A 14,875-nucleotide genomic window follows, 5' to 3' on the forward strand; every position below is an offset into this window, starting at 1 on the left:
GTGGCGTCCGGGTGGGTGAGCATGGACCGAATCGCCGCCAGCGCGTTCACCGGTTCCTCGGTGAGCTTGGCCGTGAGTGCTTTCAGCAGCAGTTCGGCGGCCTGCTCGGGCGTCCCCGTGATCGCCTCCACGTTCCCCACCACCGCGACCTGCGCGAACAGATTCTCCTTCGACCCGAAGTACCGCATCACCAGCGCGGGATCGGTGTCCGCCTCGGCTGCCACGGCGCGAATAGTGGTGCGGTCGTAACCCGATTCGGCGAACAGCCGCCCCGCGGCGGCCAGGATCCGGGCCTCGGTATTCCGACGTTGCTGTGCGCGAGTGGTGGCGGGATCCATTTGTTCAGTCTACGGATGTTGACTCGATTCTCCCCGCAGGCGTAGTTTCGGTCTACCGTTGTTGACTGAAACTGAAGAGGTGCCTGATGTGGTCCACGGTGCTGCTGTCCGTTCTTGCCGGAGTCATGGGCGCGAACGCCCTCCCGCACTTCATCAAAGGTCTTGTCGGCGAAGAGTTCCCGAACGTCCTGGGCAACTCGCCCCTGCGGAACGCCCTCGCCGGCTGGCTCGGACTCATCCTCGCCGGCCTGCTGATCCATGCGGCGGAGCTGCCCGCACACCCCTGGCCGGACGTCCTCGGCATTGGTGCCGGAGCGTTGGTGATGGCCGTTTTCCATGGCCGCGGTGGCGCCTATCGCCTGAATGAAGCACTGGGCCTGCCCAATCCGCCCCGCAAGGTCGCGGCGTAACTCACCGAGGGATGATCTCAGTGCCCGGCGACCTAGGGGTTCGTCACTGCTTGCGGCGGACCGAGGCTTCCACCAGGTCGAGGACGGCTTCGAGGTTGTCGTTGGCGTGGCCGGAGGCGATGCGGGCGATGAGGCCGTCGAGGACCAGGTCGAGGTAGCCGAGGAGGACTTCGGTGGGGACGTCGTCGCGCAGGGCGCCGGCGGCCTTGCGGCGTTCCAGGCGGGCGACGGTGGCGGCGGTGAGCTCCTCGGAGCGTTCTTCCCAGTTGGCCCGGAATTCGGGGTCGTTGCGCAGGCGGCGGGCGATCTCCAGGCGGGTGCCCAGCCAGTCGAAATCCTCTGGGCGGGCCAGCATATCGCGCATGACCTGGATCAGGCCCTGGGTGGCCGCGACCTCGGCCATGCGGCCGGCGTCCTCCTGGGCCAGGGCCAGGAACAGGGCGTCCTTGTCGCGGAAGTGGTGGAAGATCGCGCCCCGCGACAGACCGGTCGCTTCCTCCAGTCGACGCACGGTGGCGCCCTCGTAGCCGAACTCGGCGAAGCAGCGGCGGGCTCCGTCGAGAATCTGGCTGCGCCGGGCGGCGAGGTGATCGTCACTGACCTTGGGCACTGGCTCCTCCGAAACGTGTTGTGCGGGTTCTCCTTATCGATCTTGCGACCAAATCGGGGAACCCGCACGAGCGACGAGCGAAGCGGCCCGGGAGCGGGCCGCGTGGCGGGCGGCGGACCTGCGACAATCGCGAGATCCACCGCCTGCCACCACGTCCCGGCTTCGAAACAGCCCTTCGAAACCGAGGCGGTATCGCGGTGACTAGCCGCGAATCATGTTGCGCAGCACGTACTGCAGGATGCCGCCGTTGCGGTAGTAGTCCGCCTCACCGGGGGTGTCGATGCGGACGACCGCGTCGAAGACGACCTTCTCGCCGTTCTCCTTGGTGGCGGTCACCTTCATGGTCTTCGGAGTCACACCCTCGTTCAGCTTGGTGATGCCCTCGATGTCGAAGACCTCGGTGCCGTCCAGGCCCAGCGACGCGGCGGACTGGCCGGCCGGGAACTGCAGCGGCACAACGCCCATGCCGATCAGGTTCGAGCGGTGGATGCGCTCGAACGACTCGGTGATGACAGCCTTGACGCCCAGCAGACGGGTGCCCTTGGCGGCCCAGTCACGCGAGGAACCCGAGCCGTACTCCTTGCCGCCCAGCACGACCAGCGGGATGCCCGCGGCCTGGTAGTTCTGCGAGGCGTCGTAGATGAAGGCCTGCGGGCCGCCGTCCTGGGTGAAGTCGCGGGTGTAGCCACCCGAGACGTCGTCCAGCAGCTGGTTGCGCAGCCGGATGTTGGCGAAGGTGCCGCGGATCATCACCTCGTGGTTACCACGACGCGAGCCCAGCGAGTTGTAGTCCTTGCGCGCAACGCCATTGGCGTCCAGGTACTGCGCGGCCGGGGTGCCCGGCTTGATCGGACCGGCGGGGGAGATGTGGTCGGTGGTGACCGAGTCGCCCAGCAGCGCCAGCACGCGCGCGCCCTTGATGTCCTCGACCGGGGCCGGCTCCATCTCCATGCCGTCGAAGTACGGCGCCTTGCGGACGTAGGTCGACTTGTCGTCCCACGCGAAGGTGTCGCCCTCGGGGGTGTTCAGACCCTGCCAGCGCTCGTCGCCCGTGAAGACGGTGGCGTAGGACTTGGTGAACATCTCCTTGTTGATCGCCGACTTGATGGTGTCGTCGATCTCCTGCGGGGACGGCCAGATGTCCTTCAGGAAGACGTCGTTGCCGTTCTGGTCCTTGCCCAGGGCGTCGGTCTCGAAGTCGAAGTCCATGGTGCCCGCGAGCGCGTACGCGATGACCAGCGGCGGGGAGGCCAGGTAGTTCATCTTCACGTCGGGGGAGATACGACCCTCGAAGTTGCGGTTACCCGACAGCACGGCGGTGACCGACAGGTCGTTGTCGTTGATCGCGGCCGAGATCTGCTCCGGCAGCGGGCCGGTGTTACCGATGCAGGTGGTGCAGCCGAAGCCACCCACGTAGAAGCCCAGCTTCTCCAGGTACGGCCACAGGCCGGCCTTCTCGTAGTAGTCGGCGACGACCTGCGAGCCCGGAGCCATGTTGGTCTTGACCCACGGCTTGGACGCGAGGCCCTTCTCGACGGCGTTGCGGGCGAGCAGCGCGGCGCCGATCATGACCGACGGGTTCGAGGTGTTGGTGCAGGAGGTGATGCCCGCGACCACGACGGCGCCGTGATCCAGCACGAACTCACCGCGCTCGGGGTCCGAAACCTTGACCGGCTTGGACGGACGCCCGGCATTGCCGTTGGCGGCGTTCGCGACAACGTTCTCGTCGAAGGCGGTGCCGGAGGCGACCGGATCGCTGGCCGGGAAGGACTCCTCGAGGGCCTCGTCCAGCGCGGTGTGCGGAACCGGGTCGTTGGTGTAGCTGCGGATGTCCTTGCGGAAGGCGGTCTTGCTCTCCGACAACAGGATCCGGTCCTGCGGGCGCTTCGGGCCGGCGATGGACGGCACCACGGTGCCCAGGTCCAGCTCCAGGTACTCCGAGTACGCGGGCTCGTTGGCGGCGTCGTGCCACATGCCCTGCTCCTTGGCGTACGCCTCGACGAGCGCGAGCTGCTCGTCGCTGCGGCCGGTCAGGCGCAGGTAGTTGATGGTCTCCTCGTCGATCGGGAAGATCGCCGCGGTGGAGCCGAATTCGGGGCTCATGTTGCCCAGGGTGGCGCGGTTGGCCAGCGGCACCTCGGCCACGCCGGCGCCGTAGAACTCGACGAACTTGCCGACCACACCGTGCTTGCGCAGCATGTCGGTGACGGTGAGCACGACGTCGGTGGCGGTCACGCCCGGCTTGATCTCACCGGTCAGCTTGAAGCCGACGACCCGCGGGATCAGCATGGAGACCGGCTGGCCCAGCATGGCGGCCTCGGCCTCGATGCCGCCGACGCCCCAGCCCAGCACGCCCAGGCCGTTGACCATGGTGGTGTGCGAGTCGGTGCCGACGCAGGTGTCGGGGTAGGCCTGGCCGTTGCGGACCATGACGGTCGGGGCCAGGTACTCGATGTTGACCTGGTGCACGATGCCCATGCCCGGCGGGACGACGCGGAAGTCGTCGAAGGCGCCCTGGCCCCAGCGCAGGAACTGGTAGCGCTCGGAGTTGCGCTCGTACTCGAGGTCGACGTTCCGCTCGAGGGCGTCGGCGCGGCCGAACACGTCGAGGATGACCGAGTGGTCGATGACCATGTCGGCGGGGGAGAGCGGGTTGACCTTGTTCGGGTCGCCGCCGAGGGTGGTGACGGCCTCACGCATGGTGGCCAGGTCGACCACACAGGGGACACCGGTGAAGTCCTGCATGATCACGCGGGCGGGCGTGAACTGGATCTCGGTGTCGGGCTCGGCCGACGGATCCCAGCTGGCGATGGCGCGGATGTGGTCGGCGGTGATGTTCGCGCCGTCCTCGGTGCGAAGCAGGTTCTCCGCGAGGACCTTCAGGGCGTAGGGCAGCTTCTCGGTGCCGGGCACGGCCGAGAGGCGGAAGATCTCGTAAGAGTTGCTTCCGACCTCGAGGGTGCCCTTGGCGCCGAAGGTATCGATACTCGTCACGTTCAGCTCCACTCGTCTGTGAATGGGAGGGCCACCGGCGGGGCTGTGCCGATGGCTCGTCGAGGCGCGGGCCTCGTCCGTTTTCCGACATTAACAGTACGCTTGTCCTGTGAGCACATCGGGGGCGGGTTATCGGGCCGTCGGGCCCGGGATTCCGCCCAGCGCGAGACACGATTTCGCGCGATCGGTGAGGTGACTTGCACGGCGCGGTGAGGTGATATGACACGCCGTCCCGTACCCTGCGTTTCGTGACCGCTCCGCACTCCTCGGTTTTCACGCCCTCGAAGGCGGAACTACCGCCGAACACCGACCTGAATGCCATCATCGCCGATCTCGCCGATGATCATGTCGCCGCCCCCACCGGACGCGATCAGGAGGCGCTCGCCGCCATCGCCGCCGACGCGCGTGAGCACGGTGTTCAGCTCGACATCATTGTGGTGCAGGGCAATCCGGGGATCGAGGCGAACCTGCGCGATCTGGCCAACGAGGTCGGCAAGATCGAGCACGGCACCGTGGTGGTCTTCAGCGACGACTGGGTGGGCACCTACAGCGACCAGTTCACCCGCGGGCACCTGGAGTGGGCCGAGGACAAGGCCAAGTATCGCGGCCCCGAGCACACCACCGACGCCGCGCGGGTTTTCGCGGATCGGCTCGAGCAGCCGGAGACCGTGTCGTGGACGGTGATCACGCTGGTCATCCTGGGTGTGCTGATCGCGACGATCGGCGGGTTGTATGCGGTGAAGGTGCGGCGCGGGCAGCGGCCGGTGGGTGCGCCGACGCCGGTCGGGTAGCGCGTTCGCGCTGGGAGGCGGTGTCTCCGTTCGGGGTTCGGGTTCGTCCCGGGCCCCTTTTTTCATGCCCGGATCGGGGTGTGCCGGGTCCGGTTCGTCCGCGACACGCCGAAAACGTACCGAGTGTCGCGTGTTGTGACGCATGGTGATTGTGGGATTTACCTGCAACTTCTTGGCTACCAGCGAATTACATATATGTGATTGTGGCGTGCCTGACCGGCGGGATCCTGGACGTGCCGTACGGTTTCGCGATGGCACGGTTGGGGATGTTGTGCTGGATGGGACTCCAGGGAGGTGCGATGCGACGACCGGCGAAGCGACTACGACGCCCGGTGCGGGTCGCTACGGAGTTGCTCGTGGCGCTCATCGTGCTGGCATTGCCCATGGTCGGCGGGCACGCGGTACCACCGCCGCCCCCCAACCCCAGCGACAGCGACCTCAATGCCGCGGGCGCCCAGGTCGACGCCGGCGTCGGCGAGGTCGGCGCCCTCATCAACCAGGTGGCCGCTGCCGAACAGCAGCTGCAGCAGCTCGACGACACGGTCGCCGGTCGCCGCGAAGCCGTCAACAAGGCCCTGGTGGATCTGCAGATGGCCCGCGACGCCGCCGACACCGCCGCCGGCGCCGTCACCCGGTGCCAGCAGGATCTGACCGACGCCGGCGCGAAAGTCGATACCGCGCACGGGAATTTCGACCAGTACGTCGCCCAGGTCTACATGCGCCCCGGCTCCACCTCACTGGTCAGCTATCTGGCCGCGCCCAGCCCCGAGATCGCGCTCAACCGCGCGCAGGTGCTGACCATCGCCTCCAAGAACCAGCAGCAGGTGGTCGACGGCCTGCGCCACGCCCAGATCGACCAGGCCAACAAGACCTCCGCCGCCAAACAGGCCCAGCAGGCCGCCGACGCCGCCGCGGCCGACGCCGACGCCAAGAAGACCGAGGCCCAGAACGCGGTCACGGCCGCCCAGGCCGAACTCGACCAGCAGAACATCCGCCGCAACGACCTTGTCGGGCAGCGTGATTCGGCCCAGCAGCGGCTGGACGCGGCCCGCGCCAACGTCGCGGGCCTGCAGAGCCAGCGCGACACCTTCGTCGCCTGGGACCAGCAGCGCAAGGCCGAGGAGGCCGCGGCCCGCGCCGCCGCCGTGGCCGCCGCCGCCCGCGTGGCCGCCGACCGCGCCGCCGCCGACCGCGCCAGCCAGGTCGGCCAGGGCCACCGCCCGCACGTCGTGCAGGACACCTCACCCCCACCGAAGCGCTCCATCCAGCCCAGCCGGCCACCGGGCTCCAACTCTCAGCTCATCGAGACCGTGGTCGACCGTGCCATGTCCCAGCTGGGCGTCGTCTACGCCTGGGGCGGCGGCGACGAGGACGGCCCCACCCTCGGCATCCGCGACGGCGGCACCGCCGACAGCTACGGCGACTACAACAAGACCGGTTTCGACTGCTCCGGCCTGATGATCTACGCCTTCGCCGGCATCGGGGTCTCCCTACCCCACTACTCCGGCTACCAATACACCATGGGCACAAGGGTTCCCGTCGCCCAACGCGCCCGCGGCGACATGCTCTTCTGGGGCCCCGGCGGCAGCGAACACGTCGCCCTCTACCTCGGCAACAACAAAATGATCGAGGCCCCCCAAAGCGGCGAGGTCGTCCGCGTAGCCGCCGTCCGCGAAGACGGCATCATGCCCTACGCAGTCCGCATCGTCACCTGACCCCAGCTGTGCTGTTTGTCGTCGAACTCCCCCCATCGTCCGGCCGACGTCCAGCGTCGCCGTATCCGGTTTCGGAGCCGATCGGATGCCCGGCCGCCGACGCTCACACCTCGCTGTGCGCCGGTGCGGGCCGGGCGTGTTCGGCGGCGCGGTGAATGCCGCGCCGGAGCAGGACTGCGGCGGCCACCACCGCTGGCGCTGGGGTGGGCTCGACGATGAGAGCGCACACGCCACCCCAGGCCAGCACCATCCACGCCAGGAATATCGGCGGGACGATGCCGTTCCGGTCCATCCACACCACGAGCAGGCCGACGATCAGCAGCGGCAGGCCGAACCCTGCCGGGTTGGCCCAGAAGGCGTGGGCCGACAGGGTGTCCTCCTGCCAGTGGCCCCACAGCCGTAGCGACAGCCAGTCCCCAAAGTAGGCGTGGCTGAGCAATAACCCGATGGCGAGATGCCCGGCGCCGATGAGCGCGATGATGCGTCCGGACCATTTGATCATGTGAATCAGACTCCTATCACGGAATTACAAGTTATGGGCGCATGGAAGGCTGGTCAGGCCGGCGTGGTCCGGCCGATGGCCCTGATCAAGCAATGGCTGCCGGCCTAGCTGGGGCCCGTGGTCACGGCGTCTCGCCTCCTGATCCAGCCCCTGTAGCCGACGGCGACGGGCACGAGGACGGTGAGGAAGCCCGACACAGGTTCGAACGCCAGCCCGAATCCGGTCAGCGCCGCGATCGCAGCGAGGATCGGCGCGGTGACGTAGCCACGGGCCCGCTCCACCTCGATGACGGTGACACCCAGGGCGATTCCAGCGACGCCGAATGCGGTGAACCAGAACGAAAGCTCGGTGTCCTGGTCTTCGGTGACCCATATAACGGTGCCCAGCGCCGTGTGGGCGGCCCCGATGAAAGTGAGCATGCTGCCGACTATCGGGAACCGAGTTTTTGAATTCATTTTCGATAACCGATCATCGTGGCTTGTCGGCCCAGAGGATGACATTGGTGCCGAGGAACTTCTTGCTCCACCCGATGTTCTGAAAACCCATTTCGCGCAGAACATTCGCGACGTGTTGGGGTGAGGTGAAGGCGAGGGTGCTGGATTCGAGGTAGGTGTACGACGATCGGTCGCGAGCAATCGTCTGCCCCAGCAGCGGAATGATCGTGCTCATTCCCCATTCGAGGATCGGCTTCAACGGGCCGCTGGGAGGGCAGGTTTCGAGGATGACGATCCGGCCTCCGGGCACGAGGACCCGGTGCTGTTCGCGAAGCACTCCGGGGAGGTCTTCGACGTTGCGGAGCAGATAGCCTTCGGTGACCGCGTCGAAGGACTCGTCGTCGAACGGCAGCCGGGTCGCGTCGGCCTGCTGCCATCGAACCGCGCCGGCCACGGATTTGATCCGTGCGCGAGCGAGCATCGCCTCGGAGAAGTCGGCACCGGTCACGGCGACAGTGGGATACATCTGTGCCGCCGCGAGAGCGATCGCACCTGTCCCGGTGGCCAGGTCCAACAGTTGTCCGCCCGCGGGCGGCGCGGCGCGGGCGGCCACTTCACGGCACCAGCGCGCATGGCGGCCGAGCGTCATGACGAGGTTCATCCGGTCGTAGTATCCGGCGATCTTCTCGAAGATCGTGTGTACCGCAACACCTTTGCCGTACGAGGCCTCGGCGACGGTGTTCGCTTGCCACTCGCGGCCGATGGCGCGCATCAGCGCCGGATACACACCGAGATACCGAAAAGGCTTGATACCGGCCATGTAGAGGGCGCCCAACAGGCCGTTCGGCTTCACCAGGACAGCCATCTGACCGCGGTAGCCGCCGGTTCCGTCCGCAACCCAGCCGAGGTGCATGACCGCGTGGACGGTCGTATTGCCCATTTCGGCTGCCCATTCGTTCTCCAGTTGGTAGACGGACCGGAACGGCGATGTGCCGAGGTCCGGGCCCCGGGAGCCCGAGCGGAGGTCGGCGGGCAGGCGGTCGTGCAGGGAGGGCAGCCGATCGCCGGTGCCGGTATCGGGCCGGTCCCAGCCGAGCAGTGCTCCGAGCTTCCAGCGAATGGTGAACAGCGCCCGGGAGATCGCGGTATCGCCGGTCACCCCACCGCTGACTCCTTCGGCGAATTGGCGTACCAGCCAATGGAAGTCGTCGGGGCCGCCCGGGGTGGGCAACGCCCATACGTCCTCCACGGTGAAGTCGTCGGCGATGTCGTGGATCCGCCACGGGCGGTTGGTGTGAGCGGTTGGAGGAAGTCTCACGAGCGCGGCTCCGATCTATACGGGGGCGTATAGATCGAACATAAACCCATCTATACGCCCCCGTATACTCCTTGCCGACGTGAGGAGGCGCACCATGGCCGTGGCTCGCACACCGCGAGGCAGATGGATCGAGGAAGGCTTACGGGCACTCGTCGCGGGCGGCCCCGAAGCCGTACGGATCGAGGCGCTGGCACAGGCGCTCGGTGTCAGCAAGGGTGGCTTCTACGGTTACTTTCGCAACCGGGACGCACTGCTCACCGAGATGCTCGACACCTGGGAGTACGAGGTCGCCGAAGGTGTGGTCGAACAGATCGAGCGCGATGGAGGGGACGCCAGAACCAGGCTGGAGCGGCTTTTCACCATCGTCGCCGACACGGCGGACGGGCCGGTGCGGGGCATCACCGCCGATATCGCGATCCGCGATTGGGCTCGCCGCGATGTGGCCGTGGCCGAACGGCTCCGCCGCGTCGACAACCGCCGCATGGACTACCTGCGGTCCCTGTACTCCTCATTCTGCCCCGACGAGGACGAGATCGAGATCCGCTGCCTGATCACCGTTTCGGTGCGCATCGGCAACCACTTCCAGGCCGCCGACAACGGCCCGCGCAGCCGCACCGAAATGATGGAACTGATCAAGCAACGGCTGCTGGCCTAGGAGAACTGGTGAAACCGATTGCGGGCCTGATCAATTCGCTGGGGTGAGCGGGGTGCCGGATCGCCTGGGGTTGCACGGTCCTCCAATGACCCATGGGAACATGCGTTTTGATAGAACGCAGGGTTGCTGACTTGGCGCGACTGGTCGGTCTGTATGGGGCAGGATGGCGAGTTGTTCATGCAGTTGCAATGCCCGCAAAGCGCCTATGTCTGCGTGCGTGCGGCACGGCTTGCGCGGCGCGACAATTCGGCGAAGGCGTCACGTAGCGGATCCGGGCCTACGACCTCGATTTCGGTGTCGAAACGCGCCAGTGTCGCTGCTAGTGCCGCCCAGGACCAGGAGCCGGTCAGCAGTCTGGTTCGGGTGGGGCCGAGTTCCTCGGCGATGCCGTCGGCGGCGAACGGGGCCACCTGGGTGGCGGGGAGATCGAGGATCACCTCGCCCTGGCATGGCCAGGTGTTCGCGCTCTCGGAGCCTTTGAACCGGGCGGAGAGGAAGGTGGCGATGTCGCCGCCTGGCAGTTGTCGGGGGGTGAAGCGCGGCCCGTTGGGGACACGAAGCGTCATCCGGTCGGCGCGGTAGATACGCCAGTCCGAACGCTGCGGGCTCCATCCGATGAGGTACCAGCGTCCACTGTGGACCACGAGGTGATGGGGCTGCACTCGTCGCGGCGGCTGCGGATCGGTGTCGTGCGGCGGTATCGGCGACTGGTAGTCGAACCGCAGTTCCTCTCTGGATCGGATGGCCGCGCTCAGCGCGAGCAGGACTTGGGGGTCGGCCCGGCGCGCGGCTGGTTCGACGGCCGTGATTTCGAGCATGTCGATGCGCTGGCGTAGGCGGGAAGGCAGGACCTGGCGGACGGTCGTCAGCGCTCGTGCCGCAGCCTCTTCGATACCGGCGCCTGTCCCGGCCGCGATCCGCAATGCCACGGCCAGCGCGACGGCCTGCTCGTCATCGAACAGCAGCGGCGGCAGTTCGATGCCTGCTTCGAGCCGGTAGCCGCCCTCGGGTCCCTTGACCGCTCGGACGAGGTAACCGAGCTCGCGCAGGCGATCGACGTCGCGGCGCACCGTGCGTTCGCTGACACCGAGCCGCTGGGCGAGCAGGCCTCCCGGCCAGTCACGGCGGACCTGCAGCAGCGACAGCAGCGAGAGCAGGCGGCGGGAGGTCACCGTCGAGGAGGCGGTCGGCATGGTGGCCAGACTGCCACAGGTAGCGGACGTTCCCTGTCCGGTATTGCTGACAAGGTGGCTCTCGTCGCGGGAAAGACCTCGCGTCGAAACCACTTGTGAAGGGACCGAATCACCATGTCGGTAAACGCTGTTGCCCACCTCAACTTCCACGGACAGGCTCGTGCAGCCCTGGAGTTCTACCAGTCGGTGTTCGGCGGGCAACTCTCTGTGGCCACCTACGGTGACTTCGGAATGCCCGCCGAGTTGCCGGACGCCACCAAGGTCGTGTTCGGCCAGGTCATCGCCGACAACGGATTCCGGGTCATGGCCTATGACGTGCCCGGTGAGAACGCGCCGGCCGCCCAGGGCGCGACCATTACCCGCCGCGAGAACGGCACGACCATCACCACGGAGCCGTTCTTCCTCTCCGTGCGGGGTGACACCGTCGAGGAGGTCGGCGCGTTGTGGGAACGCCTCGCGGCCGGTGCGACTCTCATCGAGGAATTCGGTCCGGCCCAGTGGGCGCCCGGCTTCGGGATGATGCGCGATCGCTTCGGTATCACCTGGATCCTCGATGTCGCGCGAGTGGCCCAGTAACGGTCCCCCGATCGCCGAGCCCGGCCATGACTGGGAGGTCGACCCGATCGTGCCGGACGGAAAACCCTCCACGCCACAGGAATTCGTCGACGACGCTCGCACACGACAAGTGCTCTCCGGTGTCCGATCACATGGTTCGGTCGGCGTCACCTCCCACGGCGACGACGTGGTGATCTTTCCCCTGAAAGACACCCCTCCTCGCTGAACCCACCACCTCGCAATGCGGATCCGTTCTCGGCGCATTCGTTCGGTCAAGGCCCCAGCATGATTTTGCAAGGGCGACAGGCAGTCCCGACCAAGAATCAGCAGAGAGCGGGCAGCGAGGCCGGATCGGCTGTCGAGGCCCCACAAGGGTGCGTCGCACCCGAGTGGGGCACACTTCAACACACCTCGAGTGGGTCGACCCGCTCGGCACCTGTCGGTCCAGCTGATGCGGGCTCGCTAATGTGTGGAGATGAGCGATTGGCGCAACGACCGGATCGGCAGCGCCTTGCATGGGGCGAATCCGACAGTGATGTGTCGGCTCACGGCCGGGTTCGCCGTCATCGGTGATACGCAGTTCCTGCCCGGCTATTCGCTGCTACTGACCGATGATCCTGCGGTGCAACGCCTTTCCGAATTGTCGCGCCCGCGGCGTGCTGCGTTTCTTGCCGATATGGATCGGTTGGGGGAGGCGGTCGAGCGGGCGTGCACCCGACTGGATCCGGCCTTCCGGCGGGTGAATCTGGAGATCCTCGGCAACACCGATGCCTTTCTGCACGTTCACGTGTGGCCGCGATTCGATTGGGAGCCAGACGATCTGGTGGGCGGCCCGGTGTGGCTCTATCCGCCCGATCGGTGGACCGATGAGCGCTACGCACTCGGCACACGCCACGACCAGATCCGGCAGGCGATCACCGGCGAGCTGCAAACGCTGTCCGCCTGAGAGCGGCGCGCCCTCGCCTACGTTCGTACCGGGGAGCTCGATGACCAGTCGACATTCGGTCTCGCGAAAAACTCTTGTCCCGCTTGGTGTTCGGGCCTCCCGTAACCGCTTGCCCGGTCGCCACTCACAAGGTGGGAAGATTTGCCGACGGTGAAAAGCATTCAATACCAGATCGGACATGAACAGGACCGTCCTGGTAATTACACGTTTCGGTGACTGATGCTGGGCGTAAGCGATACGGCGATGCCAGGCCGGGGGATATCGGGATGCGGAGTCTGTGGCGACGCCGGCGAGGTAGATGGAATGTTCCTGTGTACATCGACTTCGACTGTGCTGGGCGTGACAATTGGATTGCTGGTAAGAGCGTTCTGGTCGGAAGTCGATGCGGGCGGAGACGGTTTGCGGCTCGCCAGGCGGTGGGTTGGGGGAGTCCGGCGCATACGGCGCCGATCGGTATTGCCGGCGGTGGAGACAGACGTTTTTGCGTGTGCGGACGACGTGGATTCGGTTCACACGGAAGGAGCTCACGATGCCCACTACTGTTTACGGCGCCGCGACCACGGCGGCCGAGATCGTCGCCGATATTGATCTTCATGGTCGGCGTGTCGTCGTCACCGGCGCGAGTTCGGGAATCGGTACCGAGACCGCCCGGGCGCTGGCCTCCGCGGGTGCGGAGGTGACCCTGGCGGTACGGAATGTAGAGGCCGGCAGGAAAGTTGCGGACGAGATCGGCGAGAAGCTGCCGGGCGGGGCGGGTGGGGTGCACGTGGCCCGGTTGGATCTGGCCGATCCTGGGTCGGTGGCCGATTTCGGGCGTGCCTGGAACGGACCATTGCACGTGTTGGTCAACAACGCCGGTGTGATGGCCCTGCCGCAACTCACCCGCACCCGGGCCGGGTATGAAATGCAATTCGCTACCAATCATCTCGGTCACTTCGCATTGACGACCAGCTTGCGCCCGTCGCTGGCCGCCGCGGGCGGTGCCCGGGTGGTCTGCGTGGCCTCGATCGGGCATCTGTTCTCGCCGGTGGTCTTCGACGATCTGCATTACCGGTTCCGCCCGTATGACCGGTGGACGTCGTATGGTCAGTCGAAGTCGGCCAATATTTTGTTCGCTGTGGGTGCTGCACGGCGTTGGGCCGATGACGGTGTCACGGTCAATGCGTTGATGCCTGGCAATATCGCCAGCACCGCGTTGGCGCGTCATATGAGTCCGGGCGACCTCGAGGCTTTCGGGGAGCAGACCGATCTGTCGTTGCCGCCGGTGAAGACGGTCGAGCAGGGTGCCGCGACGTCGGTGCTGCTCGCCGCCAGCCCTCAGGTGGAGGGTGTTACGGGTCGCTACTACGAGGATTGCGCTCCGGCTCCGGAGATCAGCGAACGCGCCGGCCACACCGGTGGGGTCGCGCCCTATGCACTTGATCCGGACAATGCCGAACGTCTCTGGCGGGTCTCGGAGGAACTGACCCGATGATTTCGAGGTTGATTCTGCCCGGGAAACCTCGATGACGTCGCGAGGAGTAGCAGTGACCACGCCAGAGAAGGCCACAAGCGACCTCGGCAAATTCGGCGTCTTCACATTGGGCGGCGTCTTCTCCGGCGGCCCCACCCCCGAGCAGGCCCAGGAAATCGAACGCCTCGGCTACGGCACGCTATGGGTCTCCGGTTCTCCGCCCGCCGAATTATCGTTCGCGGAGCCACTTCTGGAGGCGACAACCGCGCTGAAGGTGGCGACCGGCGTTGTCAACATCTGGTCGGCGGACGCCAAATCTGTCGCCGAGTCGTTCCATCGCATCGACACCGCCTATCCGGGCCGATTCGTGCTCGGCATCGGGGCCGGTCATCCCGAGCACACCGAGGAATACCGCAAGCCCTACGACGCGCTGGTCGACTACCTCGACGAGCTGGACGGAAACGGCGTGCCGGCCGATCGGCGCGTGCTCGCCGCGCTCAGGCCGCGCGTGCTGAAGCTGGCGGCACAACGCACTGCCGGGGCGCACCCGTACAACACCACACCCGAGCACACCGCACAGGCCCGCGACATCATCGGGCCGGACGCACTGCTGCTCCCCGAGCACAAGGTGGTGCTGTCCACCGACGTCGACGAGGCCCGCGCGATTGCCCGCAAGGTCATGGCGGAAACCTACAACTACTTCGCCCTCACGAACTACGTGAGCACCTGGAAGCGGATGGGTTTCACCGACGCCGACCTCACCCGGCCCGGCAGCGACAGGTTCATCGACGCCCTGGTCGCCCACGGCACCCCCGACGACATCGCCGACCGGCTAGGCGAGCATCTGCGGGCCGGCGCCGACCACGTCGTGATCCACGTGCTCGGCGGCTCGGACCAGCTGTTGCCGACGCTTGGCGAGCTGGCCGGTGCGCTGGGGCTGACTCGACGGCCATGACCTCTC

General features: G+C 66.7%; 15 protein-coding genes. 8 read left to right on the plus strand and 7 right to left on the minus strand.

Annotated features, from left to right (window positions below; genetic code table 11):
- Nucleotides 1–338: helix-turn-helix domain-containing protein (locus ACFXN1_RS43545; protein WP_379463923.1), on the minus strand; the 338-nt coding region annotated here is incomplete at its 3' end.
- Between the two features lie 86 nt (nucleotides 339–424).
- Between ACFXN1_RS43545 and ACFXN1_RS43550 the strand changes: the two genes are divergently transcribed.
- Nucleotides 425–748, plus strand: coding sequence for a hypothetical protein (locus tag ACFXN1_RS43550; RefSeq protein ID WP_379439243.1), 324 nt, complete (start codon nucleotides 425–427; stop codon nucleotides 746–748).
- A 43-nt stretch (nucleotides 749–791) separates the two neighbouring features.
- Here ACFXN1_RS43550 and ACFXN1_RS43555 read toward each other — a convergent pair whose 3' ends face one another.
- Entirely contained in the window at nucleotides 792–1,358 is a 567-nt protein-coding gene (locus ACFXN1_RS43555; RefSeq protein ID WP_354845361.1) for a helix-turn-helix domain-containing protein, read from the minus strand.
- A 201-nt stretch (nucleotides 1,359–1,559) separates the two neighbouring features.
- Nucleotides 1,560–4,352 (minus strand): aconitate hydratase, encoded by a 2,793-nt coding sequence (locus tag ACFXN1_RS43560; protein WP_379439244.1) that lies wholly within the window; start codon nucleotides 4,350–4,352, stop codon nucleotides 1,560–1,562.
- A gap of 248 nt (nucleotides 4,353–4,600) precedes the next feature.
- Between ACFXN1_RS43560 and ACFXN1_RS43565 the strand changes: the two genes are divergently transcribed.
- Complete coding sequence (locus ACFXN1_RS43565) at nucleotides 4,601–5,143, plus strand: DUF6676 family protein (RefSeq protein ID WP_379439246.1); 543 nt, start codon at nucleotides 4,601–4,603, stop codon at nucleotides 5,141–5,143.
- A 299-nt stretch (nucleotides 5,144–5,442) separates the two neighbouring features.
- A complete protein-coding gene (locus ACFXN1_RS43570; RefSeq protein WP_379439247.1) occupies nucleotides 5,443–6,858 on the plus strand; it encodes an NlpC/P60 family protein in 1,416 nt (471 codons plus the stop codon).
- A 103-nt stretch (nucleotides 6,859–6,961) separates the two neighbouring features.
- On the opposite strand, the gene ACFXN1_RS43575 is transcribed toward ACFXN1_RS43570, so the two are convergent.
- The 3 genes from ACFXN1_RS43575 to ACFXN1_RS43585 form a co-directional block, all read right to left on the minus strand.
- Nucleotides 6,962–7,360: a DUF6463 family protein gene (locus ACFXN1_RS43575; RefSeq protein WP_379439249.1), complete on the minus strand. Its 399-nt coding sequence runs from the start codon at nucleotides 7,358–7,360 to the stop codon at nucleotides 6,962–6,964.
- 104 nt (nucleotides 7,361–7,464) lie between these two features.
- Nucleotides 7,465–7,860 carry a DUF6463 family protein gene (locus tag ACFXN1_RS43580; RefSeq protein WP_379439250.1) on the minus strand — a complete coding sequence of 132 codons (396 nt, stop codon included), beginning with the start codon at nucleotides 7,858–7,860 and terminating at the stop codon, nucleotides 7,465–7,467.
- On the minus strand, nucleotides 7,829–9,112 hold the full coding sequence (locus ACFXN1_RS43585) for a ubiquinone/menaquinone biosynthesis methyltransferase (protein ID WP_379439252.1): 1,284 nt from the start codon (nucleotides 9,110–9,112) through the stop codon (nucleotides 7,829–7,831). The genes ACFXN1_RS43580 and ACFXN1_RS43585 overlap by 32 nt, the downstream gene beginning before the upstream one ends.
- Before the next feature lie 94 nt (nucleotides 9,113–9,206).
- Between ACFXN1_RS43585 and ACFXN1_RS43590 the strand changes: the two genes are divergently transcribed.
- On the plus strand, nucleotides 9,207–9,767 hold the full coding sequence (locus ACFXN1_RS43590) for a TetR/AcrR family transcriptional regulator (protein WP_379439254.1): 561 nt from the start codon (nucleotides 9,207–9,209) through the stop codon (nucleotides 9,765–9,767).
- 203 nt (nucleotides 9,768–9,970) lie between these two features.
- Here the strand turns inward: ACFXN1_RS43590 and ACFXN1_RS43595 are convergent, their stop codons facing one another.
- Nucleotides 9,971–10,960, minus strand: a complete 990-nt coding sequence (locus tag ACFXN1_RS43595) for a helix-turn-helix transcriptional regulator (RefSeq protein ID WP_379439255.1) — start codon at nucleotides 10,958–10,960, stop codon at nucleotides 9,971–9,973.
- Nucleotides 10,961–11,074: 114 nt separating this feature from the next.
- On the opposite strand from ACFXN1_RS43595, the gene ACFXN1_RS43600 reads away from it, so the two are divergent.
- The 4 genes from ACFXN1_RS43600 (at nucleotide 11,075) to ACFXN1_RS43615 (ending at nucleotide 14,869) form a co-directional block, all read left to right on the plus strand.
- Nucleotides 11,075–11,536: a VOC family protein gene (locus ACFXN1_RS43600; RefSeq protein ID WP_379439257.1), complete on the plus strand. Its 462-nt coding sequence runs from the start codon at nucleotides 11,075–11,077 to the stop codon at nucleotides 11,534–11,536.
- A 454-nt stretch (nucleotides 11,537–11,990) separates the two neighbouring features.
- Entirely contained in the window at nucleotides 11,991–12,461 is a 471-nt protein-coding gene (locus ACFXN1_RS43605; RefSeq protein WP_379439260.1) for an HIT family protein, read from the plus strand.
- Nucleotides 12,462–12,882: 421 nt separating this feature from the next.
- Nucleotides 12,883–13,935 carry an SDR family NAD(P)-dependent oxidoreductase gene (locus tag ACFXN1_RS43610; RefSeq protein ID WP_379463925.1) on the plus strand — a complete coding sequence of 351 codons (1,053 nt, stop codon included), beginning with the start codon at nucleotides 12,883–12,885 and terminating at the stop codon, nucleotides 13,933–13,935.
- A gap of 31 nt (nucleotides 13,936–13,966) precedes the next feature.
- Nucleotides 13,967–14,869, plus strand: a complete 903-nt coding sequence (locus ACFXN1_RS43615; RefSeq protein WP_379439263.1) for an LLM class F420-dependent oxidoreductase — start codon at nucleotides 13,967–13,969, stop codon at nucleotides 14,867–14,869.
- Nucleotides 14,870–14,875: the final 6 nt, after the last annotated feature.

Source organism: Nocardia sp. NPDC059154 (genome assembly GCF_042755705.1).
GTDB lineage: Bacteria > Actinomycetota > Actinomycetes > Mycobacteriales > Mycobacteriaceae > Nocardia.

What these genes read in the sequence shown, in the direction of transcription:
- ACFXN1_RS43605 (WP_379439260.1), top strand. Translation starts at nt 11,991, where the DNA reads ATGAGCGATTGGCGCAACGACCGGATCGGCAGCGCCTTGCATGGGGCG.
- ACFXN1_RS43595 (WP_379439255.1), bottom strand. Translation starts at nt 10,960, where the DNA reads ATGCCGACCGCCTCCTCGACGGTGACCTCCCGCCGCCTGCTCTCGCTG.
- ACFXN1_RS43590 (WP_379439254.1), top strand. Translation starts at nt 9,207, where the DNA reads ATGGCCGTGGCTCGCACACCGCGAGGCAGATGGATCGAGGAAGGCTTA.
- ACFXN1_RS43575 (WP_379439249.1), bottom strand. Translation starts at nt 7,360, where the DNA reads ATGATCAAATGGTCCGGACGCATCATCGCGCTCATCGGCGCCGGGCAT.
- ACFXN1_RS43615 (WP_379439263.1), top strand. Translation starts at nt 13,967, where the DNA reads ATGACGTCGCGAGGAGTAGCAGTGACCACGCCAGAGAAGGCCACAAGC.
- ACFXN1_RS43570 (WP_379439247.1), top strand. Translation starts at nt 5,443, where the DNA reads ATGCGACGACCGGCGAAGCGACTACGACGCCCGGTGCGGGTCGCTACG.
- ACFXN1_RS43600 (WP_379439257.1), top strand. Translation starts at nt 11,075, where the DNA reads ATGTCGGTAAACGCTGTTGCCCACCTCAACTTCCACGGACAGGCTCGT.
- ACFXN1_RS43550 (WP_379439243.1), top strand. Translation starts at nt 425, where the DNA reads ATGTGGTCCACGGTGCTGCTGTCCGTTCTTGCCGGAGTCATGGGCGCG.
- ACFXN1_RS43580 (WP_379439250.1), bottom strand. Translation starts at nt 7,860, where the DNA reads ATGTCATCCTCTGGGCCGACAAGCCACGATGATCGGTTATCGAAAATG.